The organism is Streptomyces sp. HUAS YS2 (assembly GCF_033343995.1).
GTDB classification, from domain to species: Bacteria; Actinomycetota; Actinomycetes; order Streptomycetales; family Streptomycetaceae; genus Streptomyces; species Streptomyces solicathayae.
In genome coordinates this window covers 973,478-998,659 of record NZ_CP137573.1, presented here as the reverse complement: position 1 = coordinate 998,659, position 25,182 = coordinate 973,478, and the positions used below count along the sequence as shown (strand labels likewise).

General features: G+C 73.5%; 23 protein-coding genes and 1 pseudogene. 9 read left to right on the top strand and 15 right to left on the bottom strand.

Going from position 1 to position 25,182, the window contains the following annotated elements; genetic code table 11:
- Nucleotides 1–32: 32 nt before the first annotated feature.
- The gene (locus tag R2D22_RS04685; RefSeq protein WP_318101425.1) at nt 33–845 is read left to right on the top strand and encodes an SAM-dependent methyltransferase; all 813 of its coding nucleotides are present in this window, start codon (nt 33–35) and stop codon (nt 843–845) included.
- A complete protein-coding gene (locus R2D22_RS04680; protein ID WP_318101424.1) occupies nt 842–3,016 on the top strand; it encodes a putative bifunctional diguanylate cyclase/phosphodiesterase in 2,175 nt (724 codons plus the stop codon). The genes R2D22_RS04685 and R2D22_RS04680 overlap by 4 nt, the downstream gene beginning before the upstream one ends.
- A 3-nt stretch (nt 3,017–3,019) precedes the next feature.
- Here the strand turns inward: R2D22_RS04680 and R2D22_RS04675 are convergent, their stop codons facing one another.
- The gene (locus tag R2D22_RS04675; RefSeq protein ID WP_318101423.1) at nt 3,020–3,907 is read right to left on the bottom strand and encodes a LysR family transcriptional regulator; all 888 of its coding nucleotides are present in this window, start codon (nt 3,905–3,907) and stop codon (nt 3,020–3,022) included.
- Between the two features lie 72 nt (nt 3,908–3,979).
- Between R2D22_RS04675 and R2D22_RS04670 the strand changes: the two genes are divergently transcribed.
- Genes R2D22_RS04670 through R2D22_RS04660 form a run of 3 tightly spaced genes read left to right on the top strand, consistent with a single transcriptional unit; the run spans nt 3,980 to nt 7,399 of the window.
- The gene (locus R2D22_RS04670) at nt 3,980–4,705 is read left to right on the top strand and encodes a succinate dehydrogenase (RefSeq protein WP_318101422.1); all 726 of its coding nucleotides are present in this window, start codon (nt 3,980–3,982) and stop codon (nt 4,703–4,705) included.
- Nucleotide 4,706: 1 nt separating this feature from the next.
- On the top strand, nt 4,707–6,653 hold the full coding sequence (locus tag R2D22_RS04665) for a fumarate reductase/succinate dehydrogenase flavoprotein subunit (RefSeq protein ID WP_318101421.1): 1,947 nt from the start codon (nt 4,707–4,709) through the stop codon (nt 6,651–6,653).
- A complete protein-coding gene (locus R2D22_RS04660; RefSeq protein ID WP_318101420.1) occupies nt 6,650–7,399 on the top strand; it encodes a succinate dehydrogenase/fumarate reductase iron-sulfur subunit in 750 nt (249 codons plus the stop codon). Before R2D22_RS04665 ends, R2D22_RS04660 begins: the two co-directional genes overlap by 4 nt.
- 25 nt (nt 7,400–7,424) lie before the next feature.
- Here the strand turns inward: R2D22_RS04660 and R2D22_RS04655 are convergent, their stop codons facing one another.
- The 6 genes from R2D22_RS04655 to R2D22_RS04630 form a co-directional block, all read right to left on the bottom strand.
- Nucleotides 7,425–8,069: a response regulator transcription factor gene (locus tag R2D22_RS04655; protein ID WP_318101419.1), complete on the bottom strand. Its 645-nt coding sequence runs from the start codon at nt 8,067–8,069 to the stop codon at nt 7,425–7,427.
- On the bottom strand, nt 8,021–9,274 hold the full coding sequence (locus tag R2D22_RS04650) for a sensor histidine kinase (RefSeq protein WP_318101418.1): 1,254 nt from the start codon (nt 9,272–9,274) through the stop codon (nt 8,021–8,023). The genes R2D22_RS04655 and R2D22_RS04650 overlap by 49 nt, the downstream gene beginning before the upstream one ends.
- A gap of 16 nt (nt 9,275–9,290) precedes the next feature.
- A complete protein-coding gene (locus R2D22_RS04645) occupies nt 9,291–10,121 on the bottom strand; it encodes a CPBP family intramembrane glutamic endopeptidase (RefSeq protein WP_318101417.1) in 831 nt (276 codons plus the stop codon).
- A 122-nt stretch (nt 10,122–10,243) separates the two neighbouring features.
- Nucleotides 10,244–12,637 carry an ATP-binding cassette domain-containing protein gene (locus R2D22_RS04640; protein ID WP_318101416.1) on the bottom strand — a complete coding sequence of 798 codons (2,394 nt, stop codon included), beginning with the start codon at nt 12,635–12,637 and terminating at the stop codon, nt 10,244–10,246.
- Between the two features lie 10 nt (nt 12,638–12,647).
- Nucleotides 12,648–13,724, bottom strand: a complete 1,077-nt coding sequence (locus tag R2D22_RS04635; protein ID WP_318101415.1) for an MsnO8 family LLM class oxidoreductase — start codon at nt 13,722–13,724, stop codon at nt 12,648–12,650.
- A gap of 77 nt (nt 13,725–13,801) precedes the next feature.
- On the bottom strand, nt 13,802–14,017 hold the full coding sequence (locus tag R2D22_RS04630; protein WP_318101414.1) for a dodecin: 216 nt from the start codon (nt 14,015–14,017) through the stop codon (nt 13,802–13,804).
- A 232-nt stretch (nt 14,018–14,249) separates the two neighbouring features.
- Here R2D22_RS04630 and R2D22_RS04625 point away from each other — a divergent pair, with 232 nt between their 5' ends.
- From R2D22_RS04625 to R2D22_RS04615, 3 genes and pseudogenes are all read left to right on the top strand, one after another.
- Complete coding sequence (locus tag R2D22_RS04625; RefSeq protein ID WP_318101413.1) at nt 14,250–15,500, top strand: extracellular solute-binding protein; 1,251 nt, start codon at nt 14,250–14,252, stop codon at nt 15,498–15,500.
- A gap of 144 nt (nt 15,501–15,644) precedes the next feature.
- Nucleotides 15,645–16,421, top strand: a complete 777-nt coding sequence (locus tag R2D22_RS04620) for a GNAT family N-acetyltransferase (protein ID WP_318101412.1) — start codon at nt 15,645–15,647, stop codon at nt 16,419–16,421.
- A pseudogene (locus R2D22_RS04615) lies at nt 16,418–16,996 on the top strand (lysophospholipid acyltransferase family protein); the annotation flags it as partial. The gene R2D22_RS04620 and the pseudogene R2D22_RS04615, both read left to right, overlap by 4 nt.
- Nucleotides 16,997–17,061: 65 nt before the next feature.
- Here the strand turns inward: R2D22_RS04615 and R2D22_RS04610 are convergent.
- From R2D22_RS04610 to egtA, 5 genes are read right to left on the bottom strand one after another with little or no spacing between them, the layout of a single operon-like run.
- Nucleotides 17,062–17,289, bottom strand: coding sequence for a hypothetical protein (locus R2D22_RS04610; protein WP_318101411.1), 228 nt, complete (start codon nt 17,287–17,289; stop codon nt 17,062–17,064).
- Nucleotides 17,286–18,251: an L-histidine N(alpha)-methyltransferase gene (egtD, locus tag R2D22_RS04605; RefSeq protein ID WP_318101410.1), complete on the bottom strand. Its 966-nt coding sequence runs from the start codon at nt 18,249–18,251 to the stop codon at nt 17,286–17,288. Before egtD ends, R2D22_RS04610 begins: the two co-directional genes overlap by 4 nt.
- The gene (gene egtC, locus R2D22_RS04600; RefSeq protein ID WP_318101409.1) at nt 18,248–19,006 is read right to left on the bottom strand and encodes an ergothioneine biosynthesis protein EgtC; all 759 of its coding nucleotides are present in this window, start codon (nt 19,004–19,006) and stop codon (nt 18,248–18,250) included. The genes egtD and egtC overlap by 4 nt, the downstream gene beginning before the upstream one ends.
- On the bottom strand, nt 19,006–20,322 hold the full coding sequence (gene egtB, locus R2D22_RS04595) for an ergothioneine biosynthesis protein EgtB (RefSeq protein WP_318101408.1): 1,317 nt from the start codon (nt 20,320–20,322) through the stop codon (nt 19,006–19,008). Before egtB ends, egtC begins: the two co-directional genes overlap by 1 nt.
- Entirely contained in the window at nt 20,319–21,629 is a 1,311-nt protein-coding gene (gene egtA / locus R2D22_RS04590) for an ergothioneine biosynthesis glutamate--cysteine ligase EgtA (protein WP_318101407.1), read from the bottom strand. Before egtA ends, egtB begins: the two co-directional genes overlap by 4 nt.
- Nucleotides 21,630–21,792: 163 nt before the next feature.
- Between egtA and R2D22_RS04585 the strand changes: the two genes are divergently transcribed.
- Nucleotides 21,793–22,680, top strand: a complete 888-nt coding sequence (locus R2D22_RS04585) for a TIGR02452 family protein (protein WP_318101406.1) — start codon at nt 21,793–21,795, stop codon at nt 22,678–22,680.
- A 53-nt stretch (nt 22,681–22,733) separates the two neighbouring features.
- On the opposite strand, the gene R2D22_RS04580 is transcribed toward R2D22_RS04585, so the two are convergent.
- The 3 genes from R2D22_RS04580 to R2D22_RS04570 form a co-directional block, all read right to left on the bottom strand.
- The gene (locus R2D22_RS04580) at nt 22,734–24,149 is read right to left on the bottom strand and encodes a flotillin family protein (RefSeq protein WP_318101405.1); all 1,416 of its coding nucleotides are present in this window, start codon (nt 24,147–24,149) and stop codon (nt 22,734–22,736) included.
- 84 nt (nt 24,150–24,233) lie between these two features.
- Nucleotides 24,234–24,452: a hypothetical protein gene (locus R2D22_RS04575; RefSeq protein WP_318101404.1), complete on the bottom strand. Its 219-nt coding sequence runs from the start codon at nt 24,450–24,452 to the stop codon at nt 24,234–24,236.
- Nucleotides 24,453–24,466: 14 nt separating this feature from the next.
- The gene (locus R2D22_RS04570; RefSeq protein ID WP_318101403.1) at nt 24,467–25,165 is read right to left on the bottom strand and encodes an alpha/beta fold hydrolase; all 699 of its coding nucleotides are present in this window, start codon (nt 25,163–25,165) and stop codon (nt 24,467–24,469) included.
- Nucleotides 25,166–25,182: the final 17 nt, after the last annotated feature.

The window sequence follows — 25,182 nt, the reverse complement described above, 5'->3', positions numbered from 1 at the left end:
GCCGCATCCCCTGAGGCTTGTTGGAGACATCGATGGAGCGTCCCGCCTGGGCTCCGCCCGGTATCGACATTTCGGTACCGAGCGTGTCCCGAATGTACGACTTCTATCTGGGCGGCTCGCACAATTTCGAGGTCGACCGTGAAGCGGCCCGAAAGGCCATGGAGTTCATGCCGGGACTCCCCAAGGTCATGCAGGCGAACCGGGCGTTCATGCGCCGCGCCGTGCGTTTCGCCGTCGACGAGGGCGTCACCCAGTTCCTCGACATCGGCTCCGGCATACCGACGTTCGGCAACGTCCACGAGGTCGCCCAACAGGCCAGCCCCGAGGCCCGGATCGCCTACGTCGATCACGACCCGGTCGCCGTCGCCCACAGCCGCGCCGTGCTCGACGGCAACGAGCAGGCCACGATCGTCGCCGCCGACCTCCGCAAGCCGCAGGACATCCTCGGCAGCCGCGAGGTCACCGGACTGATCGACCTGGACCGGCCGGTGGCGCTGCTCCTCGTCGCCGTCCTGCACTTCCTGGAGAACCAGGACGAGCCAGGCAAGGCCGTCGCCGAGCTCACCGAGGCGCTCGCCCCCGGCAGTCTGCTCATCCTCACCCACGCCTCCTACGAGGGCGTCCCCGTCTCAGAGGAGCAGGCTTCCGGCACGGTCGACGTGTACCGCGAGACCCGCAACCCGCTCGTGATGCGCTCCCGCGACGAGATCGCCGCCTTCTTCGACGGCTGGGAGATGGTCGACCCCGGACTGGTGTCCATGCCGCGCTGGCGGCCCGAGGGCCCGCTCGACCAGGAGGATCCCTTCGCCTTCTCGGGCTTCGCAGGGGTGGGGCGCAAGGCGTGAAGGTGCCGCCCCAGACCCCCGGCCCCGGCGCGGAACCGGACGATCCGGAGGACAGACTCCAACGGTTCACGACGATCTGGAGCCGGGCGGTCTTCCCCGTCACCGCCACGTCGCTGACCCGCGCCGAGGTGGCGGAGCACCTGCTCCCGCTCGCCCGCGAACTCTGCGACGCGCTGCACGCACGGCCGTTCGACCACGCCGCCACCGCCGCCGCGCACCGCGCCGGCGCCGGACTCGTCGCCGCCCACTGCACCGACCCCGAGGCGCTCCAGCGCAGCCTCGGGGTCGTCGACTCGTACCTGGTGCTCTACTGCGGCGCGGACGGCGGGCAGATCTCCGAGGAGGCGCGCGCCCGGTGCGCCCGCCTCCAGCACGCCATGGCCGCCGGGTTCGCCCAGGCGCTGCGCGAGCGGACGCTCACCGAGCAGGAGGCCATCGCGCACTCCGCGCTCTCCGCGCGCAGCGCCGCCGAGATCGCCCTGCACGCCACCGAGACCCGGTTCCGCGCCGTCTTCGACGGCGCGGCCGTCGGCATCGGCATCGCCGACCTCGACGGCAACGTCCTGGAGGTCAACGAGACCCTGACCCGGATGTTCGGCGGTCTGGAGCACACCGTCCGCAGCCGCAACGTCAGGGACTGGGGGCACCCCGAGGACGCCCCGCACGTCTGGAAGCTGTACGGCGAGCTGGTCCGCGGCGAACGCGAGCACTACCGTGTCGAGAAGCCGTACTACCGCACCGACGGCACCGTCCTGTGGACCAACCTGACGGTCTCTCTGCTGCGCGACGCCGAGGGCCGCCCGCAGTACCAGCTCGCGCTGATGGAGGACACCACCGAACGCCGGCTGCTCAACCTGCGGCTGCGGTACGAGGCCACGCACGACGCGCTCACCGGCCTGCCCAACCGCACCCTGTTCTTCGAGCGTCTGGAGAAGGCCCTCGCCCCCAGGGACGGCACCCGGTTCGGGCTCTGCTACCTCGATCTGGACGGCTTCAAGGCCATCAACGACAGCCTCGGCCACTCCGCCGGCGACCGGCTCCTCGTGGAGGTCGCGGACCGGCTGCAGAGCTGTGCGACCGGGCCGGGCGAGATGGTGGCGCGGCTCGGCGGCGACGAGTTCGTCGCCCTCGCCACCGGACCGCAGAACCCGGACTGCGTCGCCGAGCTCGCCCACCGCATCCTGCACGCGCTCGCCGCGCCGATCCGGATCGACGGGCGCGAGCTGACCGTCCGCGGCAGCATCGGCATCGTCGAGGGCCCGGCGGGCGAACGCACCCCCGCGGAGGTGCTGCGCAGCGCCGACATCACCATGTACCGGGCCAAGTCGGCGGGCGGCAACCGCTTCGAGTTCGCCGACGCCGAGGCCGACGCCCGGGCGATCACCCGGCACGGGTTGACCACCGCGCTGCCGGCCGCGCTGGAGCGCGGCGAGTTCTTCATCGAGTACCAGCCGCTCGTGCACCTCGGCGACGGCAGCGTGCACGGCGCGGAGGCACTGGTCCGCTGGTGCCACCCGCAGCACGGGGTGCTCGGCCCCGACCGGTTCATACCGCTCGCCGAACACACCGGTCTGATCGTCCCGTTGGGCCGCTGGGTGCTCGAAGAGGCGGTCCGCCAGGCCCGGTTCTGGCAGACCCGGCACGCCGACGGCGGCCCGCTGCGGATCAACGTCAACCTGTCGCCGACGCAGCTGCACCACCCCCGCCTCGTCGCCGACACCGTCGACGTCCTGGAGCGGTCCGGCCTGGAGCCCAGGGCGCTCTGCCTGGAGGTCACCGAGTCGGCGCTGATCGGCGCGGACGAGGACCTGCTGAAGCCGCTGCGCCACCTCGCCGAGATGGGCGTCGACATCGCGCTCGACGACTTCGGCACCGGCTACTCGAACCTGGCGAACCTGCGGCGGCTGCCGGTCAGCGTGCTCAAGCTGGACCGCTCCTTCACCCGGAGCATGCAGCAGCAGCCCGCGGACCCGGTCGACGTCAAGATCGTCGAGGGGATCGTGGCCCTGGCGCACAGCCTGGACCTGGCCGTGACGGTCGAGGGCGTGGAGACCGGGGCGCAGGCGGAGCAGCTGCGGGAGCTGGGCTGTGACACCGCCCAGGGCTGGTACTACGCCCGCCCGGGCGCCCCGGACCGGATCCACTCCCTGCTCCTCGCGGACGCGGTGTAGCCGTCAGGTCGGCGTGCGCGTGTCCAGGAGCATCCGCTGGAGCTCCCGGGCCGCGCGCGGCGGCGCCACGTCGGAGCGGTGGGCCAGCGCGATCGTGCGCCGCAGACCGGGCGGCGCGAGCGGGGTGACGCGGAGGTCGCCGGCCGTACGGTCGGCGACCATGCGCGGGACCACCGCCATGCCGAGCCCCGCCCGGACGAAACCGAGCACCGCGTCCATCTCACCGCCCTCCACCGTGAACGACGGCTCGAAGCCCTCGGCCCGGCACGCCGCCACCGTCAGCTCGCGCAGGTCGTAGCCGTGCCGGAACATCACCAGGGGCTGCTCCCGCAGATCCGCGATCCGCACCGGACCGCCGGGCGTCGGCGTCCCCGACCCCGACACCACCACCAGGTCCTCCCGGAGCAGCTCCACCGTCGTCAGCGCCGGTGACGCCGCCGGCAGCGGCAGCACCACCAGCGCCAGGTCGAGCGCCCCGCGCGCCAGCTGCCGCACCAGGTCGTGCGAGCCGCCCTCCTCGATCAGCAGCCGGATCCCCGGGTGCCGGTCGTGGAAGGCCCGCAGCACGTCCGGCAGCAGACCGGTGCACAGGCTCGGCGTGGCCCCGAGCCGGACCCGCCCGCGCCGCAGCTGGACCAGCTCCTGCACCTCGTGCCGGGCCGTGTCGGTGTCGGCGAGGATCCGCCGGGCCAGTGGCAGCAGCGCCTCGCCGGCGTCGGTCAGCGCGATGTTGCCGCGGGCCCGGCTGAACAGCTCCGCCCCCAGCTCCTTCTCCAGGGCCTTGATCTGCTGCGAGAGCGAGGGCTGCGAGACGTGGACCCGCTCGGCGGCCCGGGTGAAGTGCCGGGTCTCCGCCACGGCGACGAAGTACTGGAGCTGCTGGAACTGCATAGGCTCAGCCTATCGAGATCAGCTGGACCATGTCTTGGACCTCTCGGTACCTCCGGCCCTAGCGTCGACGGCATGGCTCTGGCAACCAGGACGGACCGACGGCCGTCCCCCCAAGGATCACCACGCCCGTCCGGCGGCTTCTGGGCGTCGACCATCGGCAAGAAGACCGTCATGGCCGTCAGCGGCCTGATCATGCTCGGCTACCTCGTCGCCCACGTGATGGGCAACCTGAAGGTCTTCTTCGGCCCCGAGGAGTTCAACGCCTACGGCCACTGGCTGCGGGTCATGGGCGCCCCGGTCCTGCACCACCACTGGGCCCTGTGGCTCGTCCGGATCGTGCTGCTCGCCGCCGTCGTCGGCCACGCCGTCGCCGCGTACCAGCTCAGCCGCCGCGACATCAAGGCCCGCCCGACCGGCTACGTCCACCGCCGCAAGCGCGCCTCGTACGCCACCCGCACGATGCGCTGGGGCGGGATCATCGTCGGGCTCTTCATCGTCTGGCACGTGCTGGACCTGACCACCGGGACCGTGCACAGCGGCGGCTTCCAGGAGGGCAGGCCGTACCAGAACGTCGTCGACACCTTCTCCACCTGGTACGGCAACGTCATCTACATCGTCGCGATGCTGGCCGTGGGCCTGCACGTCCGGCACGGCTTCTGGAGCGCCGCGCAGACCCTCGGCGTCGGCAACGCCCGCCGCGAGCGCGTCCTCAAGTTCCTCGCCAACGGCCTCGCCCTCGCGCTGACCGTGGGCTTCGTCTCCGTACCCGTCGCCGTCATGACCGGAGTGGTGAGCTGACATGAGCTTCCTCGACTACAAGACCGGCGAACCGGTCGTCGACCACGCCGCCCCCGCCGGGCCGGTCGCCGAACGCTGGGACACCCGCCGTTTCCAGGCCAAGCTGGTCAACCCCGCCAACCGGCGCAAGCACACCGTGATCGTCGTCGGCACCGGCCTGGCCGGCGGTTCCGCCGGTGCCACCCTCGCCGAACAGGGCTACCGGGTCGTCCAGTTCTGCTACCAGGACTCCCCGCGCCGGGCCCACTCCATCGCCGCGCAGGGCGGCATCAACGCGGCGAAGAACTACCGCAACGACGGCGACTCCGTGCACCGCCTCTTCTACGACACCGTCAAGGGCGGCGACTTTCGGGCCCGCGAGTCCAACGTCCACCGGCTCGCCCAGATCTCCGTCGAGATCATCGACCAGTGCGTCGCGCAGGGCGTGCCGTTCGCCCGCGAGTACGGCGGCCTGCTCGACACCCGCTCCTTCGGCGGCGTCCAGGTCTCCCGCACCTTCTACGCCCGCGGCCAGACGGGCCAGCAGCTGCTGCTCGGCGCGTACCAGGCGCTGTCCCGGCAGATCGCCGCCGGCAACGTCGAGATGCACCCGCGCACCGAGATGCTCGACCTGATCGTGGTCGACGGCCGGGCCCGAGGCATCGTCGCCCGTGACCTGATCACCGGCCGGATCTCCACCTACTTCGCCGACGCGGTGGTGCTCGCCAGCGGCGGCTACGGCAACGTCTTCTACCTGTCGACGAACGCCATGAACTCCAACGCCACCGCCGTCTGGCGGGCGCACCGGCGCGGCGCGTACTTCGCCAACCCCTGCTTCACCCAGATCCACCCCACCTGCATCCCGCGCACCGGCGACCACCAGTCCAAGCTGACGCTGATGAGCGAGTCACTGCGCAACGACGGCCGCATCTGGGTGCCGAAGGCCAAGGGCGACCAGCGGCCGGCGAACGACATCCCCGAGGACGAGCGCGACTACTACCTGGAGCGCATCTACCCCTCGTTCGGCAACCTGGTGCCCCGCGACATCGCCTCCCGCGCCGCGAAGAACGTCTGCGACGAGGGGCGGGGCGTCGGCCCCGGCGGCCAGGGCGTGTATTTGGACTTCGCGGACGCCATCCGGCGCATGGGCCGGGACGCGGTCGAGGAGAAGTACGGCAACCTCTTCGACATGTACGCGCGGATCACCGCGGAGAACCCGTACGAGACGCCCATGCGGATCTACCCCGCCGTGCACTACACGATGGGCGGACTGTGGGTCGACTACGACCTCCAGACCACAGTGCCCGGCCTGTTCGCGATCGGCGAGGCGAACTTCTCCGACCACGGCGCCAACCGGCTCGGCGCGTCCGCGCTGATGCAGGGCCTCGCCGACGGCTACTTCGTCCTGCCGTCCACCATCAACGACTACCTCGCCCGCGCCCCGAAGGCCGAGCCGCTCGACCACGACGACCCCGCCGTACGGGAGGTGCTGGCCGAGACGGAGGACCGGCTGAACCTCCTCCTCGCCGTCGACGGCGACCGCACCCCGGACTCCTTCCACCGCGAACTCGGCGAACTGATGTGGGAGTTCTGCGGCATGGCGCGCAGCGAGGAGGGTCTGCGCAAGGCGCTCGCGCGGATCCCGCAGATCCGCGAGGAGTTCTGGCGGCGCATCAAGGTCCCGGGCACGGGTGAGGAGTTCAACCAGTCGCTGGAGAAGGCCAACCGGATCGTCGACTACCTGGAGCTCGCCGAGCTGATGTGCCTCGACGCGCTGCACCGCGCCGAGTCCTGCGGCGGCCACTTCCGCGAGGAGTCCCAGACCCCGGACGGCGAGGCCGCCCGCCGCGACGAGGAGTTCGCGTACGCGGCGGCCTGGGAGTTCGCCGGCACGGGCGACGCCCCCGTCCTCCACAGGGAAGCCCTGACCTTCGAGTACGTCCACCCCACCCAGCGGAGCTACGCATGAGGATCGACCTGCGCGTCTGGCGGCAGAAGAACGCCGACGCCGACGGCGCCATGTCCACCTACCGGGTGGACGGGATCTCCCCGGACATGTCCTTCCTGGAGATGCTCGACACGCTCAACGAGGAACTCATCCTCAAGGGCGAGGACCCCGTCGCCTTCGACCACGACTGCCGCGAGGGCATCTGCGGCGCGTGCAGCCTCGTCATCAACGGCGACGCGCACGGCCCCGAGCGGACCACCACCTGCCAGCTCCACATGCGGTCGTTCCGCGACGGGGACACCATCGACGTCGAACCGTGGCGAGCCGCGGCCTTCCCGGTCGTCAAGGACCTCGTCGTCGACCGCTCCGCCTTCGACCGCGTCATCCAGGCCGGCGGCTACATCAGCGCCCCGACCGGCGCGGCGCCCGAGGCGCACGCCACCCCGGTCCCCAAGGCCGACGCCGACTCCGCCTTCGAGCACGCCGAGTGCATCGGCTGCGGCGCGTGCGTGGCGGCCTGTCCGAACGGCTCGGCGATGCTCTTCACCTCGGCCAAGATCAACCACCTGAACGTGCTGCCGCAGGGCGCACCGGAGCGCGAGACCCGGGTCCTCGACATGGTGGCCCAGATGGACGCGGAGGGCTTCGGCGGCTGCACGCTCACCGGCGAGTGCGCCACGGCCTGCCCCAAGGGCATCCCGCTGCCGTCGATCGCGGCCATGAACAAGGAGTGGCTCCGAGCGAACCGCAAGACCCGCCGCTCCTGACGGGCCTCGGCCGACGGGCGGCGTCTCAGCGGCGCAGGTGGGCGAGGACGGCGAGGACGCGCCGGTTGTCGTCGGCGGACGGCTCGATCCGCAGCTTGGCGAAGATGCTCGCCGTGTGCTTGGCGACCGCGCTCTCGCTGACGTGGAGGGTGTGGGCGATCGCCGCGTTCGAGCGACCCTCGGCCATCAGCCGCAGGACCTCGTGCTCCCGCGGGGTCAGCTGCGCGGTGTTCCCGCGGGCGTCGCCGCGGGCCAGCAGCCGGGCCACGACCTGCGGGTCGAGGACCGTGCCGCCCGCGGCGACCGTCCGTACCGCGTCGACGAACTGGGCCGTGTGCGTCACCCGGTCCTTCAGGAGATAGCCGACCGCCCCCTCCCCGCCGGCCAGCAACTCCTGCGCGTACAGCTGGTCGACGTACTGGGACAGGATCAGTACCGGCAGGCCCGGCCGCTCCCGGCGGGCGTCCAGCGCGGCCCGCAGGCCCTCGTCGGTGAAGCCCGGCGGCAGCCGGACGTCGATCACGGCGACGTCCGGCCGCTCCTCGCGCAGCGCGCGCACCAGCGCGGGATGGTTGTCCACGGCCGCGACCACCTCGCAGCCGTGCTCCTGGAGGGTCCGGGTCAGCCCGTCCCGGAGCAGGAAGAGGTCTTCGGCGAGGACGACGCGCACGGTATCTCCAGGGTCGCGAGGGTGGGTCCGCCCGGCGGACTGTGCAGGGCGAGGGTTCCGTCGAAGGCGAGCAGCCGTCGTCGTACGCCCGCCAGCCCGCCGGTGTCCCGGGACGCCTCGGCCCCGCCCCGGCCGTCGTCGGCGACGCTGACCCGGAGGACGTCGTCGCGGTGGCCGAGGCCGATGCGGACCTCCCGCGCGCCGGAGTGCTTGGCCGCGTTGGCGAGCAGTTCGGCCACCGCGAAGTACGCGGCGGACTCCACGGCCGCGGGGAACCGGCCGGGCGGCAGGGCGACGTCGACGTCGACGTCCAGGAAGCTGTCCAGGGCCAGCGAGCGCACCGCGTCGCCGAGTCCCCGGTCGGCGAGCACCGGCGGCAGGATGCCGTGGACCAGCTCCCGCAGGTCCTGCAGGGCCCGCTCCGAGACCGACCGCACCTCGACGAGCAGCGCACGCGCCGCCGCCGGATCGCTGTCGAGAAGCCGGGTCGCCTCCTCCAGCGTCATCCCGAGCGCCACCAGACGGGCCTGCGCCCCGTCGTGCAGGTCCCGCTCGATACGGCGGAGTTCGGCGGCCTGGACGTCGAGCGCGTCGGCCCGGGTGCCGGTGAGGTGATCGATCCTGCGGACGAGTTCGGTCGTGTACGGGGCGGACAGCGCCCACCGGGTCCAGCGGGCGTGCCCCGCGAGCGTCCGGGGCGCGAGGGCCACCGCGGACGCGAGGAACCCGGCGCCGAGGAGCAGCGCGGCCAGCATGGTCGCGGTGGACCGGACGGGCACGAAGGCGTACCAGTTCTCGTCCCCCAACAGCCGCCAGACGAACGGCTGCACCAGCACCCCGAACACCCCGTACCAGAACAGCGACAGCGGGACCGCGACGAGCAGCCCGCCCGTCAGCGGCTCGCACCACGCCCAGCGCACATCGCGCCAGAACCCCTCGTCGCCGAGGATCGCCCGGGTGGTGCGGGGAAGCGGCTCGGGCGGACTGACGGGCAGGCCGGACCGGTCGGCCGCCCGGGCCCGCTGCCGGTCGGAGCGCCGGCGCAGCGCCGCCGCCGCGGGCGGCAGGAGCGGGAAGCCGAGGCCCACCGGCAGCAGGAGCAGCGCGGCCACCACGAGCCCGCCGAACAGGGGGAGCACGAGGGCGTCCAGGGACCGCAGTTGGCATCGCCCGAGGGCGATCCAGGCGCCCCGTCCTCTCCCCACCGGTCGAACCCCCATGTCAGAGCGCGCTCCGTCGCGCCGCGGCGATCGTATCCGCCGGCGCTCGGCCCACCGCCCGCAGCACCCAGGGCGCCGCCGCGACCAGGCAGGCGCCGGCGAACAGCACCATCGGCGCCACCGCTCCGGACTCCTCGTCCATGAAGAGCAGCATCCCCAGATTGACCAGGGCGTGGAAGCCGCCGGCGAACAGCAGTCGGCCGGACCGCACCCGCTCGAGAGCGAGCCCGAGGACGACCGACATCGCCACCGTCGCCGTCAGGAATCCGGCCGCGTACGCCGGAGCCTGCGCGAACACGCCCACGTGCCACACCCCCCACACCGCCCCGACCAGGACGGAGGCCGCGAGCGGCTCGAACCGGTCCGCCAGCATCGGCTGGAGCAGACAGCGCCAGCCGACCTCCTCCCCGCACGCACCGACCAGCTGCGCCGCCGCGATCAGCGCGAACGAGTGCTCCAGGCCGCGCGGATCGGAGACCACGGGGTCGCCCGACCACCAGGCGTATCCGCCCGCGGCGAGAACGATGATCAACGGCGCCGTCAGGAGCAGCCGCACACCGGGGCGCGCCGCGCGCTCCGGACCGGGCGCGCGCCCGGCCTCGTACGCGGGGGGCGACATCCGCCGGGGCAGCGCCCCCGCAAGCCGCGCCCGGATCCGCGACGGCCAGAGGAGCGCCACTACGAGGACCCCCGCCGCCGGACCGAACTGGGTCAACTGGACCACCACGGGCGGTACCCCCGTCGCCGGCTGCACCGCCCCGAGGATCCCCGCCGCCACGAACGCGACGCCGAGGAACACCCCCGTCTCCGCCTTCCAACCCCGCACCCGCATACCGCGGCCTCCCCGTCGCTCGGTTCCGTTTCCGTCGCCGTCGACTCTGCCGTCCGGCGCGGTCCCGGTCCCTGGGGCCGGCTGCCCGGCGGGGGTGTATCCAGGTACACCCCCGCCGGGCCTCAGGCCCCGAGGGCCCGCGCGAGGTAGGGAGCGGTCCTGCTGCCGGCCGTACCGGCGACCGCCGCCGGCGGGCCCTCGGCGACGATCCGGCCGCCGGCCGCGCCGCCGCCCGGTCCCAGGTCGACGACCCAGTCGGCGGCGGCCACCACGTCCATGTCGTGCTCGACCACGACGACCGTGTGGCCGGTGTCCACCAGGGCGTTCAGCTGGGTCATCAGGACCTCCACGTCAGCCGGGTGCAGGCCCGTCGTGGGCTCGTCGAGGACGTAGAGGGTGTGGGCGCGCCGTACGGCCTGGAGTTCGGCGGCGAGTTTGATGCGCTGCGCCTCGCCGCCCGAGAGCTCCGTGGCGGGCTGGCCGAGCCGGAGGTAGCCGAGACCGACGTCCAGGAGGGTACGCAGGATCCGGGCGGCGGCCGGGGTGTCGGCAAGGAACTCCGCCGCCGATTCCACCGTGAGGTCGAGCACCTCGGCGACCGTCAGCCCGCCCAGCCGCACCTGGAGCGTCTCGGCGTTGTAGCGGGCACCGTGGCACTCCGGGCAGGGGGCGTACGTGCTCGGCAGGAACAGCAGCTCCACCGAGACGAAGCCCTCGCCCTGGCAGGTCTCGCAGCGGCCTCCCGCCACGTTGAACGAGAACCGCCCCGCCTTGTAACCGCGCTCCCGGGCCTCGTCCGTGGCAGCGAACTGCTTGCGCACCACGTCGAACAGCCCCGTGTATGTCGCCGGGTTGGAGCGGGGCGTACGTCCGATCGGACGCTGATCCACCGTCACCACCCGCTCCACACCCTCCAGCTCCGCCGTCAGTACGCCGACCAGCGTCGACTTGCCCGAACCGGAGACGCCGGTGACCGCCGTCAGCACGCCGAGCGGGAAGGCCGCGTCCAGGTCCACCAGGTTGTGCCGGGTGACCGGACCGGTGCGCAGCCAGCCCACCGGTTCCCGCACCCGACGGTCGGGAAGGGGCCCGCGGTCGAAGAGGTAGCGGCGGGTCGCCGACTCCGCGACAGCGGCCAGCGTCTCCGGCGGACCGCTGTGCAGCACCCGGCCGCCGTGCACCCCGGCCCGCGGGCCCACGTCCACCAGCCAGTCCGCGTGCCGCACCACGTCCAGATGGTGCTCCACCACGAACACCGTGTTCCCGGCCGCCTTCAGCCGGTCCAGGACCACGAGCAGTGCCTCGGTGTCCGCCGGGTGCAGCCCCGCCGACGGCTCGTCGAGGACGTACACCACCCCGAACAGCCCGGACCGCAACTGCGTGGCGAGACGCAGTCGTTGCAGCTCGCCGTTGGACAGGGTCGGGGTCGCGCGGTCCAGGCTCAGATAGCCCAGGCCGAGTTCGGTGACCGTCCCGATCCGGGCGACCAGGTCGTCGGTCAGCACCCGGGCCGTCTCGTCGCGACCGCCCGCCGGGCCCAGCACCTCCGCCAGCGTCGTCAGCGGCAGCGCCGCCAGCTCCGCGATCGTGCGCCCGGCGAACGTCACCGCCAGAGCCTCCGGCCGCAGCCGCCGGCCCCCGCACGCCGGGCAGGGCGCACTGGTCAGGAACCGCTCCGCCTTCGCGCGCAGCGTCGCGCTCTTGGAGTCGGCGAAGGTGTGCGTCACGTACCGCCGGGCGCTCATGTACGTGCCCTGGTACGGGCGTTGAATGCGCCCCGCCTCCCGTACCGGATGGACCGTCACGACCGGCTGCTCGTCGGTGAACAGGATCCACTCGCGGTCCTTCGGATCCAGCTCCCGCCACGGCCGGTCGACGTCGTGACCCAGCGCGTCCAGGACGTCCCGCAGGTTCTTGCCCTGCCAGGCCCCCGGCCAGGCCGCGATCGCCCCCTCGCGGATCGACAGCGAGGCGTCCGGGACGAGTAGTTCCTCGCTGGTGGTGTGCACCCGGCCCAGGCCCTGGCACTCGGGGCAGGCCCCGGTGGCGGTGTTCGGGGAGAAGGCGTCCGAGTCGAGCCGGGGCGCGCCCGGCGGGTACTCACCGGCCCGCGAGTACAGCATGCGCAGCGAGTTGGAGAGCGTGGTGACCGTGCCGACCGAGGACCGCGCGTTCGGCGCGGCGCGGCGCTGCTCCAGCGAGACGGCCGGCGGCAGTCCGGTGATCTCCCCGACCTTCGGCGCGCCGGCCTGGTGGATGAGCCGCCGCGCGTACGGCGCGACGGACTCGAAGTAGCGGCGCTGCGCCTCGGCGTAGACGGTGCCGAACGCGAGCGAGGACTTGCCGGAGCCGGAGACGCCGGTGAAGACGGTGAGGGCGTCGCGCGGCAGGTCCACGTCGACGTCGCGCAGATTGTGCTCACGGGCCCCGCGCACCCGGACGAACGGGTCGTGCGGGGCGGCGCCGGGTGGGGGAGCGGGCCGGTGGGCGGAGACCTGCGGGGTGGCGCCGTGCATGGGGCCGAGTCTAGGCGGGCGCGTCGGCCTCAGCCTGCGGGAGGCCGGCGGAATCGGCCCCGGCGGCCTCGGCCCCGGCCCCGGGGAGGCCCACCGCCCGCGCCAGGCCGCGGAAGGAGTCGAGCAGCGCCCCGCGGTCGTACGTGCTCGTGGTCACCAGCACCTCCTGCGCGCCGCTCTCCTTCACCAGCTCCTCCAGCGCCTCGCGGACGTGCTCCCCGGTGCCGTACAAGTGGCCGCGCAGCCCCTGCTCGTAGAAGCCGCGTTCCTTCTCCGTCATCGTCAGGGACTCGATGCGCTCCGGCGGAAGCAGCGGAGGGAAGACGCCGTGGGTGCGGGAGTACGCCATCGACCAGGCCTCCGGCAGCAGCAGACGGCGCGCCGCGTCCTCGGTGCCGGCGACCGCGACCGTGCCCGACACGACGACGTACGGCTCCTCGGCCCACGCGGAGGGGCGGAACGCCGACCGGTAGCCGTCGATCGCGGCCAGCATCCGGTCGCGGCCGCGCAGGTCGCCGATGACCAGAGGCAGCCCGGCGGCGGCCGCGATCGCCGCGCCCTCGCCGGTGGCCAGCACGTACGGCGGGACGCGCAGGCCCTCGGCCGGACGGGCGTGCACCTGGGGGTGGGCCCGCTGGCTGCCGTCGAACCAGCCGAGCAGCTCGTCGAGCTGCTCGGCGAAGCGCCCGGCGTCGTCCTTGTCCCGGCCTAGGGCCCGGCGGATGCCGTCGGTGAACCCGACGGAGCGGCCGAGGCCCATGTCGATCCGGCCCGGGAAGAGCGACTCCAGGACGCCGAACTGCTCGGCCACCACCATCGGCTGGTGGTTCGGCAGCATGACGCCGCCGGTGCCCACCCGGATGGTCCGGGTGGCCGCGGCCACGGCGGCGGCGAGGACGGTCGGCGCGGACCCGGCGACCCCGGGCACGCTGTGATGCTCGGACACCCAGAACCGGTGGTAGCCGAGCGCCTCCAGCTCCTGGGCCAGCCGCACGGTGTCGCGCAGCGCCTGGCCGCCCTCCTGGCCCTCGCGGGTCCGGGAGCGGTCGAGTACGGAGAAGCGGGTGTCCGCGATGACGTGGCTCACCTACCGTTCAACGCCCGGCCGGCCGGGGGATTCCCGGGGCGGGCACGCCGGTGTCGGTCGCCGTCGGGCGGAGGGCGTCAGTCGCCGTCCTCGAGGCGGAAGCCGACCTTCAGGCCGACCTGGTAGTGCTCGATCGCCCCGTCGACCAGATGCCCGCGTACCTGGGTGACCTCGAACCAGTCGAGCCCGCGGAGCTTCTGGGAGGCTCGCTCGATGCCGTTGCGGATGGCCTGGTCGACGCCCTCGGTGGACGTGCCGACGATCTCGGTGACGCGGTAGGTGTGGTTCGACATGGGGTCGGGCTCCTCTCGGTGCGTTCTCTCCACCGTGCCCCACACCCGCCGGGTCCGCGATCCGTGGCGCCGGTTCGGCGGCCTGGGCCGGAACGTGAGCTTCAGGGGCTTGACCTCCTCATTGGTCCAGACCAGAATCCAGGCCACACCCGTGCGAACCGTGCGTTCGGCCCCCCACGTCGGGTCCCCTCCCCATGCCCCGCCCCGAACGCCCGTCCGCGAAGGTGACCCCGTGAAGAACCGCTTGCTCGCATGTCCCCTGGTGGTCGTGACCGCCGTCGCGCTCGGCGGCTGCGGACTCCTCCCCGGCGGCGGGTCCGACTCCCGCACCGTCAGCGTCTGGCTGATGAAGGACAGCGTCACCGACGAGTTCCTCGAGCGGTTCACCGACGAGTACGAGGCCGAGCACGACGTCGAGCTGAAGTTCACCTTCCAGGAGTGGACCGGCATCGGCGCGAAGGTCACCGCCGCCATCGAGGGCACCGCCGACGGCCCCGACGTCATCGAGGTCGGCAACACCCAGGTCGCGCAGTACGCCGACACCGACAAGCTGTACGACCTCACCCTGGAGTCCGTCCGCGACCTCGGCTCCAAGGACTGGCTGCCCGGCCTCGCCCAGCCCGGCAGCATCGACGGCCGGCAGTACGGCATCCCCTGGTACGCGGCCAACCGGGTGGTGATCTACAACAAGGACCTCTTCGAGCGGGCCGGCGTCGACGAGCCCCCGGCCACCCGCAAGGAGTGGATCGAGGACACCCGGAAGATCAACCGCAGCGGCAGCCAGGGCATCTACCTCGCCGGCCAGGACTGGTACACCCTCGCCGGCTTCATCTGGGACGAGGGCGGCGAGCTCGCCGTCGACCGGGGCGGCGCGTGGACCGGCACCCTGGACAGCCCGGAGGCGCTGCGCGGCATGGCCTTCTACAAGGAGCTCCAGGCACTCGGCAACGGACCCCGGGACGCCGACGAGGAGACCCCGCCGCAGTCCGGGGTCTTCGCCAAGGGCGACGTCGCCCAGATCATCGGCACCCCGGGCGTAGCCGCCGCGATCGTCAAGCAGAACCCCGGGCTCCAGGACAAGCTGGGCTTCTTCCCGATACCCGGCAAGGCCGCCGGCAAGCCGTGCGCCGTGTTCACCGGCGGCTCCGACCTGATCGTCCCCGCGAACGCCCCGCAGCGGGCCGCGGCCATCGACGTCGTCAAGGCGCTGGCCGGCGAGAAGTGGCAGACCGACCTCGCCCGCACCATGAACTACGTCCCCAACAAGACCACCCTCGCCGGGGTCGTCGAGGGCCAGGAGGCCACCCGCGTCATGGCCGTCGGCGCGGCCCGCGGCCGGGCCACGCCCAACTCGCCCCAGTGGGCCGCCGTCGAGGCCGCCAACCCCATCAAGCCGTACATGACGGCCGTGCTCCAGGGCGAGGACCCCGCTCGGGCGGCGAAGGAGGCGTCCGAGGCGATCTCCGGCTCGCTCGCGGAGTGACCCGGTCATTCAGCCGTCGCACATCCACGGGCCCCCGCGCCGTCATGTCGAATCCAGCCGGTCACGGAAGAAGTAAGGAGCCGGACCACCCACCCGGCGGTCCGCGCTCCACCACCCGCCTTCCGTACGCCGGAGGATCACGACATGTCCGTATCGTCCGCAGTCGCCGTAGCCCCGCCCGCCGACGCCGAACCCCGGTACGTGGTCTCCCTCGCCCGTGACCAGGAGGAGGTCCGCGCCGCGCAGCGGCTGCGCCACCAGGTCTTCGCCGGCGAGATGGGCGCCCGCCTCGACGGCCCCGAACCCGGCCTGGACTCCGACGCCTTCGACGCCTACTGCGACCACCTCCTCGTCCGCGAGGAGTCCACCGGCGAGATCGTCGGCACGTACCGGGTGCTGCCGCCCGACCGCGCCGCCGTCGCCGGACGCCTCTACTCCGAGAGCGAGTTCGACCTCTCCCGGCTCGCGCCGCTCCGCCACGACCTCGTCGAGGTCGGCCGCTCCTGCGTCCACCCCGCGCACCGCAACGGCGCCGTCATCGCCCTCATCTGGGCCGGGCTCGCCCGCTACATGACCCGCACCGGACACACCTGGCTGGCGGGTTGTTGCTCGATACCGCTGTCCGACGGCGGCGCGCTGGCCGCGGCGACCTGGGACACGGTCAAGGCCAAGCACCTCGCCCCGGAGGAGTACTGGGTCACCCCGCACAAGCTCTGGTCCGCCGAGGGCGTCGCCCGGCCCGAGGGCCGCACCGACCTCCCGCCGCTGCTCCGCGGCTACCTCCGGCTCGGCGCGTGGGTCTGCGGCGCCCCGGCGCACGACCCCGACTTCGGCGTCGCCGACCTGTACGTGCTGCTGTCGCTGCGCCGCACCAACCCGCGCTACCTGCGGCACTTCCTCTCGCTCGCCCCCGTGCGATGACGACGGCGCCCGGCCGCCCCGCCCCGGCGGCCGTCTCGCCGTGGCTGCCCACGGCGCCCTGCACCGCCGGCCGGTGCGCCGTCCACCCGGGAGCCGGCGCGCACCGCGTCGGCCCGGTCCGGGCCGCGGCCCGGCTGGCCGCGGGGCTCGGCACCGTCCTCGTCGGCGTGCTGTGCGCCCCGCTCACCGCCGCCCTGCCCGCGGCGGCGCGGGCCGCGCTCGTACGCCGCTGGGCACGGGCGGTGCTGCGGGCCTTCGGGGTGCGGGTCCAGGGCCACGGGTGCCAGGCCCCGACCGCGCGGGTGCCGGTGCTGGTCGTCGCCAACCACGTCTCCTGGCTGGACATCCCCCTGGTCGCGGCCGTGCTGCCGGGCCGCATGCTCGCCAAGCAGGAGGTCCGGGACTGGCCGGTGCTCGGCCCGCTCGCCGCGCGCGGCGGCACCCTCTTCCTCGACCGGGACGGCCTACGGGCCCTGCCGGGAGCGGTCCGGCGGATCGCCGACGCGCTCACCGGCGGGTCCCGGGTCGTCGTGTTCCCCGAGGGCTCCACCTGGTGCGGCCGCGCCCAGGGCCGGTTCCGGCCCGCGGCATTCCAAGCGGCCCTCGACGCCGGCACGGCCGTCCAGCCGGTACGGCTCGCCTACACCCCCACCGACCCGGCGGCCTTCGTCGCCGACGACCCGCTGGCCGCCTCGCTCTGGCGGATCGCCAGGACCCGCGGCCTGACCGCCGACATCACGGTCCTGCCGCCGATCCCGGCGACCGCCCACCCGGACCGCCGCGCCCTGGCCCGCGCCGCCCAGCAGGCCGTGACGGCGGGCCCGCCGTCACCGGCCGGCCCGCCGGAACGCCGTCCGTGCCCGCTCAACGGGCCTTCGACAACGACAGCGCGAACCTGCCCTCCCGGTCCGTCCACCAGTGGGTCAGCTCAAGCTCCGCGTCCGCCAGCTCCGCCCGTACGCCCTCCTGACGGAACTTCGCCGACACCTCCGTCCGCATCTCCTCGCCCGCCGCGAACGGCGCCGCCAGGTCCAGTTCGGGGATCTTCACGGTCAGCGCGTGACGGGCGCGGAGCCGCATCTCGATCCACTCGTGCTCCCGGTCCCACCGGGCCACATGGTCGAAGTCCGCCGGGTTCACGTCCGCGCCCAGCTCGCGCGCGATCACCGACAGCACGTTCTTGTTGAACGCGGCCGTCACCCCGGCCGCGTCGTCGTAAGCGGCGACCAGCGTCGCCTCGTCCTTCACCAGGTCGGTGCCGAGCAGCAGCGCGTCCCCGGGTGAAAGGACCGCCCGAACCGACGTGAGGAACGCACGCCGCTCCGGCGGCAGCAGATTGCCGATCGTGCCGCCGAGGAAGGCGACCAGCCGCGGCCCGGGAGCTGCCGGCAGCTCCAGGCCACGGGTGAAGTCCGCGATCAGCGCGTGGATCCGCAGTCCCGGCCGCTCGGCGAGCAGCGCCTCCGCCGCCCCGGTCAGCGCGGACGCGCTCACGTCCACCGGTACGTACGTGTCGAGGGCGGGCAGCAGCGCGTCGATCAGGTGGCGGGTCTTCTCCGACGAGCCGGATCCCAGCTCTATCAGCGTGCGCGCCCCCGTCTCCGCCGCGATCCGCGGGGCCCGGGCGATCAGGATCTCCCGCTCCGCGCGGGTCGGGTAGTACTCGGGCAGCCGGGTGATCTCCTCGAACAGCTCGCTGCCGCGCGCGTCGTAGAACCACTTCGGCGGCAGCTCCTTGGGCATGCTCGTCAGCCCCTGCAGGACATCGGCGCGCAGATCGGCGTCCGTGGCGTCCTCGGGGAGGGTGCGGGTCAGCTGGAACGGGCTCACGAGGAAGGCTCCTTGAGCGGAGAGAGACGGACGTCGGTGCGGGTCGCGGTCAGCAGGGTCCGGTCCGGCGCCTCGCGCCAGGCCGGGTCGTCGTCGTACGGCTCCGAGGCCACCACCGTGCCCCGCCCGGCCGGGCCGGGCAGGTACCAGAGCGTGTCCCCCCAGGCGGTCGCGTGGACCGTCCGTCCGTCGGTGAGCAGCAGGTTCAGCCGCGACCCCGGCGCGGCGGCGGCCACCGCCCGCACCACGTCGGCGAGGGCCCGGCCGGCCTCGTCACCGGCCCGGAGCCGGTGCAGCACCAGCGCCCAGACCAGGGCCGAGTCGGTACGCGCCGCCAGGGACAGCAGCTCGGCTGCCGGCAGCTCCGCGGCCGCGGCGGCCAGCGAGTCCGGCCAGCCCGGGACCGCCCCGTTGTGGCTGAACAGCCACGGACCGGCGGCGAACGGGGCCGCGGCGGCCTCCCCGTCCGCGCCGGGCAGGGTGGCGTCCCGGACGGCGGCGAGCAGCGCGCCCGTCCGTACGACGCGGGCCAGATCGGTGAACGACGGGTCGGCCCAGATCGGGCCGGTCCGGCGGTAGCGCGCCGGCACCGGATCGCCGTCCGCGTACCAGCCGACGCCGAATCCGTCCGCGTTCACCGTCCCGTACCGCTGCCGGCGCGGGCTCCAGGACTGTCGCACCAGGCCGTGCGGCGGCTCGGCGAGAACCGCGCCGAGCGCCACCGGCTCGCCCACATAGGCGATATGACGGCACATCAGGAGGGCTCCGCGTCTCGTGCGGTACGGAACCCCGAGAAGATCTGGCGGCGCACCGGCAGGTCCCAGTTGCGGAACGTCCCCCGGCAGGCCACCGCGTCGACGGCGAACGAGCCGCCGCGCAGCACCTTGTGCGCGTCGCCGAAGAAGACCTCCGAGTACTCCTTGTACGGGAAGGCGGTGAACCCGGGGTACGGCAGGAAGTCGCTCGCCGTCCACTCCCACACGTCGCCGATCAGCTGCCGCACGCCGAGCGGCGAGCGCCCCTCGGGGTAGCTGCCGGCCGGCGCCGGACTCAGGTGCCGCTGCCCCAGGTTGGCGTGCGCGGGCGTCGGGTCCGCGTCGCCCCACGGGTACCGCCGGGAGCGGCCGCTCGCCGGGTCGTGCCGGGCCGCCTTCTCCCACTCGGCCTCGGTGGGGAGCCGGCGGCCCGCCCAGCGGGCGTAGGCGTCCGCCTCGTACCAGCTGACGTGCACCACCGGCTGGTCCTCGGGGACCGGCTCGTCGACGCCGAACCGGCGGCGCAGCCACTGCCCGCCGTCCTTCCGCCAGAACAGCGGCGCGGCGATGGAGTGCTGCCGGATCTGCGCCCAGCCCTCCAGCCGCCACCAGCGTTCGTCCGTGTAGCCGCCGTCGGCGATGAAACGCAGGTACGCGCCGTTCGTGACCGGCACGGTGTCGATGAAGAACGCGGGCGTGATCCGGGTGTGCGCCGGACGCTCGTTGTCCAGGGCCCACGGCTCGTCCGAGGTGCCCATGGTGAACGGGCCCCCCGGCACCCGGACTTCGGCGGGCAGCAGGTCGCCCGCGCCGTTGGCGGGCGGTGGGGGCGCGGTGAGGACGGCCGGGCCTCTGCGCAGCTGATGGGTGATCAGCATCGTCTCGTCGTGCTGCTGCTCGTGCTGGGCGATCATGCCGAACGCGAAGGCGGACTCGACCAGCGGCCGGCCCTCCAGCGCGGTGCGGTCCAGCACGTCGAGGACCCGGGCGCGGACGTCCGAGGCGTACGCACGGGCCTCGGCGGGCGGCAGCAGCGGCAGCGTGGGCCGGACCGACCGCGGATGCTCGAAGGCGTCGTAGACGGAGTCGATCTCGGGGCGCAGCGCGGCGCGGCCGGCGACCGTCCGCCACAGCCACTGCTCCTCCTGGTTGGAGATGTGCGCCAGGTCCCACACCAGCGGGGACATCAACGGCGAGTGCTGGGCGGTGAGTTCGCCGTCGTCCACGCAGTCGGTCAGCAGCGAGGTGCGGTTCCGGGCGGTGAGCAGGGCGTCCAGCGCGCGCTGCCGCAGGGTCGTCTCGTCGGTCACGGTCATGACCGCACCTCCTTCGCGTCGGTCACGTCGTCGGCCGGACATCGGCCCGGGACGACATAGCGGTCGTGGAACGCGGCCACCGCGTCGAGCACCGCGGCGGTCGCGCCGATCCGGGGCAGCGCCTCCAGCGCCGCCCCGAAACAGGTGAGCGCGGCGGCGTGCAGGTCCGGGGTCCCCAGTCCGTAGCGGGCCGCGTCCAGCCAGAGCGGGTTGCGCGGCGCGGGCACCGGACCCGCCAGCTCTGCGAGCGGCTTCACGGCCCGGTACACCGTCTCCGCGGCCTCCGGATCCTCGAACAGCGCGGTCGTCACCGCCACCGGTACCATCCATCCGTCCGGGCCGCGCTGCGCGTCGATCATCCGCAGCTCGAGGTGCCCGCGCGGCCGGACCGGCGGGAAGAGCGTGGTCAGGTGGTAGTCGAGGTCGTCGCGCCGCGGCGGCCGGGGCCGTCGGGAGCGCAGCCACTGCCGGAACGTGAGGCCCTCCGGCACCGTCCAGGGCCCGTCCTCGGCGCGGATGCACATCACCGGCGTGTCCAGCACGTGGGCCGCCCAGGCGGCCCGGGGCTCCCGCCCGGGCGCCGGCGCGAGCCCGCGGACCGGGTCGAGATAGGCCCACAGGGACTGCCGGGTCGAGCGCCAGCCGGTGCGCCGGCGGCCGTACACCGGCGAGTTCGCGAAAGCGGCCACCAGGACCGCGCCGAGCAGATGGGTCAGCTGCCAGCGGCGGTGGTACCCGAGCGGACCGGGCTCCTCGAGGCCGGCGTCCAGACAGACCTGGATGGACGCCGAGTCGCACATCATGGCCCGGCCGTCCGGGCCGTTGCGGGCGAGAGAGGCTTCCATCGCGTCGTACCGGGGCTCACGCAGGATGCGCTCGCGCCGTGCGTGCCAGGGGTCGACGCCGTAGCCGTCGAGGTCGAGGCCGAGCGGCCGCAGGGTGTCCCGGACGACGGCCAGGTCGGCGGCGAGGAGGTCCAGACACTCCATGAGGGAGGCTGCGGGCGGCGAGCTGAGCTCCAGCTGCCCGCCGGGTTCGATGGTGAGGGCCGAGACCAGCGGGCGGTCCCGGACGGACTGGAGCGCTGCGGCGAGCCGCGGCGCGGGGACGGGAGCCTGCGGCCGAGACCGCTCGTGTATCAGCCACTCCAGCTCGGCCCCGACCGTGCGGGGCGGGCCGGTCTTGAAACAGATGCAGCGCAGCAGATCCTCCGCCTCGTCCTCAGTGAGTTCCTGGGAGAACTCCCCGGTCAGCGGCGCGTACCGGTCGTGCGGTGGTCCACTGGCGGTGCGGTCGCCAGACGACATGTCGGATCCTCCTGTCCGAAGGCTCTGAGTCCACCTAAAGCCACCGCCGTGAGCCCTGCAAGAGCGCCTCCCGCGCCACGAGGCCCACCGGCCACTCCCGTCCCGCCCGTCACCGGCCAAAACCCGTTGCCGCGGCCGTCCGGAACCGATCATGCTGGCGCCCATGAGCGCACGACTGCGGGCCATCGCACGCGAGACCGAGGAGATCGTCGAGGCCGGGCGGTACCGGGGCCCCGGCGGGCGGTCGGTGTCGATCGAGGCCGAGCTGACCGCCGCCCTGGAGCACACCACGCTGTACGGCCCCGAGCCGGTCCCCGTCACCCCGGACACCGACCGCACCACCCGCTTCGAGGTCACCGGCGAGAGCAGCCTCGCGGCGGCCCACCGGCTCACCCGGGCCGGGACCGACCCGGTAGCCGTGCTGAACTTCGCCTCGGCCCGCAACCCGGGCGGCGGCTACCTGAACGGCGCACAGGCCCAGGAGGAGGCCGTCTGCCGGGGCTCGGCGCTCTACACGACGCTGCTGCGCGTGCCCGAGTACTACGAGCACCACCGGACCGCCAAGGACGCGTTCTACACGGACCGGGTGATCCTCTCGCCCGGTGTGCCCGTCATCCGCGACGACCGCGACCGGCTGCTCGACGCCCCGTACACGGTCGGATTCCTCACGTCACCGGCGCCCAACGCGGGTGTCATCCGCCGGACCGCGCCCGAGCAGGCCGGCCGGATACCGGCCGTCCTCGCCTCGCGGGCCGAGCGAGTCCTGGAGACCGCGGTGGCCGGCGGCTACCGCCGGCTCGTCCTGGGGGCCTGGGGCTGCGGCGTCTTCATGAACAGCCCGGCGGACGTCGCCGGCACGTTCCGGGCCCTGCTCACCGGCGACGGACGCTTCGCCGGCCACTTCGACCAGGTGGTCTTCGCGATCCTGGACCGGGGCCGGGACCGGACGACCGTGGCGGCGTTCCGGGACGTCTTCGCCGCGGAGACCGCCGGGACCGCCGAGACCGCCGGGATCGCCGAGACCGCGGAGACCACGGACGCGTCCGCCTAGAGCGTGGGGCCCGGGCGGAGGCGCGTACCGCCGCCCGGCCCCCGTACCGCCGCTCAGTCCTGCGCGTCGGTCACCGCGATCGCCTCGGACCGCGGGCCCGAGCCGTTCATCGACGGCGCCGGAGCCCCGGCCTGCTGTCCGTTCGGGCCCATCGTCGCGAGGAGCTGACGGGCCAGGCCCAGGCCCGTACCGCCCATGGTCAGCGCCTTGGCGAACATGTCCGCCATGCCGTCCGCGCCGTTCAGCAGCACCATCTGGTCCACGTTGCCGAACGCCGACGCGCCCGCCTCCACGATCTCCGGCCACTTCTCGGCCAGTTGCTGCGCGACCACCGCGTCCTGGTTCTCCGCGAGCGCCGCCGCCCGCGCCTTGATGGACTCCGCCTCGGCGAGACCCTTCGCCCGGGTCGACTCGGCCACCGCCAGGCCCTTCGCCTGCGCCGCAGCGGCCTCCGCCTCGCCGGTCAGCCGGGTCGCGGTCGCCGTCGCGGCGCTCGCCAGCTCGGTCTCCTTCGCCTCGGCCTGGGCCGCCGAGATCCGCGCGTCGCGCTCCGCCTCGGCCAGCGTCCGCTTCTCGTACGCCGCCGCGTCCGCCGGCTTGCGGACGTCCGCCTGGAGCTGCTGCTCGCGCCGGTGCGCCTCCAGCTCGGCCACCCGGGTCTCCTGGACGACCACCTCCTGCCGGGCCCCGGCCTCCGCGAGCGGACCCGCCTGCCGGGCCTTCGCGGACGCCTTGTCCCGCTCTGCCTGATAGCCGGCCTGCAGGATCTCGCTGTCCCGGGTCGCCTCCGACATCCGGGCCGCGGCCATCTGCTCCGCCTCGGTCGCCAGCCGGTTCGCCTCCGCCTGAGCGATCCGGGCGTCCCGCTGGACGGCCGCGGCGTGCGGCGCGGCCAGGTTCTTGATGTAGCCGGTCGGGTCCTCGATCTCGTGGATCTGCAGCGAGTCGACGATCAGGCCGAGCTTCTCCATCTCCGTGCCACAGGCCGAACGGGCCTGCCCGGTCAGCTTCTCCCGGTCGCGGATCATGTCCTCGACCGTCAACCCGCCGACGATGGCGCGCAGATGACCCGCGAACACGATGTGCACCCGCTCCGACATCAGCTTCTGCTGGTCGAGGAAGCGGCGGGCCGCGTTGGCGATCGACACGAAGTCGTCGCCCACCTTGAAGATCACCACGCCGCGGACCTTGAGCGGAATGCCCTGGTGGGTCACGCACTCCACGGACAACTGCGTCTCGTTGAGGTCCAGCGACAGTTTCCGCACCGCCTGCACACCGGGCAGGACGAGCGTTCCGCGCCCGGTGACGATACGGAACCCCATGCCCTCGCCCAGGCCCTCCATCTTGTGGTTCGAGCCCGAGATGATGAGCGCCTCATTGGGTTCCGCGACGCGCCACATCAGTTTGAACAGTGCGATCAGGACGACGAGGGCGCCGAGAACGCCGCCCGCCACGATGCCGATGCCCATGGGCACCTCCCCCTTCACCGGCGCCGCGGTCCGGCCCCGGTGAAGGGAGTGTGCGCCTTTCGTGCCCGGCGCTCAATGGATCGGTCAACTGTCGTACGCGGCTGTGACATACACGGTGCGCGGAGGAAGGTGCTCCACCACCGTCACCACCGTGCCCGGCTCCATCCGTTCCTTGCCCGTGGCCGGATAGGCGAGGAAGTGCTCGGCCCCGCCCCGGATCCGGACGATGACCTCGCCGACGAGGCCGGGCCCGACGGTGCCGGTGACCCGGCCGAGCATTCCCACCATCGACGCGTCGTCCATGGCTGAACGGTACGTCAGATCCAGCCGTCCAGGGCGGTCATGAACCCGTCGAAATCGTCCCGGTGGATCGTGTGGCCCGCCCCCGCGACCGTACGGACCTCGAAACCGCGCTCCCGCAGCAGCGCGGCGCGCTCCGGGGTGACGAGGAAGCTCGGGTCCGCCAGCGTCACCAGCGACGGCACCTCCGCCTTCGCCGGCAGCAGGTCCGTCCCCGCGAACTCCGGCAGCGCGTACGCCGTTTCGGTGTCCCACAGGGCCAGCGTCGCCAGCTCCACGGCGACGTCCGCCTCCTCCCAGCGCGGGTTCATGGCCCGGATCTGCTCCGCGGTGGCCGATTTGAAGCCGGCGAACAGCTCCGGGCCGAAGCCCTCCTCGGCCGTCGCCAGGTGCCAGGCCGGGTCGACGAACACGGCCCGCCGCGGCGCCAGCCGCGCCACCGCGCCGGCCAGCGTCAGCCCGCCCAGCGAATGGCCGACGGCCAGCTCGGCGCCCTTCGGCAGGGTCTCGACGACGTCGTCGGCGTAGTCGGAGGGGCGGTAGCGGTCGGCCCGCCCGCTGGCCCCGTGGCCGCGCAGGTCGACGGCGATCACCCGGTACCCGCGCTCGGCGAGGGCCGGGCCGACCCGGCGCCAGGTGCGGTGGTCGGACATGATGCCGTGGATCAGCAGGGCGACGCGGTCGCCGGTGCCCCAGGTGGTGGTGTGCAGCTGCATGGTGGTGCCTTTCGTGG

Coding starts and splice junctions, on each gene's coding strand:
- R2D22_RS04685 (WP_318101425.1), top strand. CDS start 33: ATGGAGCGTCCCGCCTGGGCTCCGCCCGGTATCGACATTTCGGTACCG.
- R2D22_RS04620 (WP_318101412.1), top strand. CDS start 15,645: ATGTCCGTATCGTCCGCAGTCGCCGTAGCCCCGCCCGCCGACGCCGAA.
- egtC (WP_318101409.1), bottom strand. CDS start 19,006: ATGTGCCGTCATATCGCCTATGTGGGCGAGCCGGTGGCGCTCGGCGCG.
- R2D22_RS04570 (WP_318101403.1), bottom strand. CDS start 25,165: ATGCAGCTGCACACCACCACCTGGGGCACCGGCGACCGCGTCGCCCTG.
- R2D22_RS04645 (WP_318101417.1), bottom strand. CDS start 10,121: ATGCGGGTGCGGGGTTGGAAGGCGGAGACGGGGGTGTTCCTCGGCGTC.
- R2D22_RS04665 (WP_318101421.1), top strand. CDS start 4,707: ATGAGCTTCCTCGACTACAAGACCGGCGAACCGGTCGTCGACCACGCC.
- egtA (WP_318101407.1), bottom strand. CDS start 21,629: ATGTCGTCTGGCGACCGCACCGCCAGTGGACCACCGCACGACCGGTAC.
- R2D22_RS04675 (WP_318101423.1), bottom strand. CDS start 3,907: ATGCAGTTCCAGCAGCTCCAGTACTTCGTCGCCGTGGCGGAGACCCGG.
- egtB (WP_318101408.1), bottom strand. CDS start 20,322: ATGACCGTGACCGACGAGACGACCCTGCGGCAGCGCGCGCTGGACGCC.
- R2D22_RS04670 (WP_318101422.1), top strand. CDS start 3,980: ATGGCTCTGGCAACCAGGACGGACCGACGGCCGTCCCCCCAAGGATCA.
- R2D22_RS04585 (WP_318101406.1), top strand. CDS start 21,793: ATGAGCGCACGACTGCGGGCCATCGCACGCGAGACCGAGGAGATCGTC.
- R2D22_RS04660 (WP_318101420.1), top strand. CDS start 6,650: ATGAGGATCGACCTGCGCGTCTGGCGGCAGAAGAACGCCGACGCCGAC.
- R2D22_RS04640 (WP_318101416.1), bottom strand. CDS start 12,637: ATGCACGGCGCCACCCCGCAGGTCTCCGCCCACCGGCCCGCTCCCCCA.
- R2D22_RS04630 (WP_318101414.1), bottom strand. CDS start 14,017: ATGTCGAACCACACCTACCGCGTCACCGAGATCGTCGGCACGTCCACC.
- R2D22_RS04575 (WP_318101404.1), bottom strand. CDS start 24,452: ATGGACGACGCGTCGATGGTGGGAATGCTCGGCCGGGTCACCGGCACC.
- R2D22_RS04580 (WP_318101405.1), bottom strand. CDS start 24,149: ATGGGCATCGGCATCGTGGCGGGCGGCGTTCTCGGCGCCCTCGTCGTC.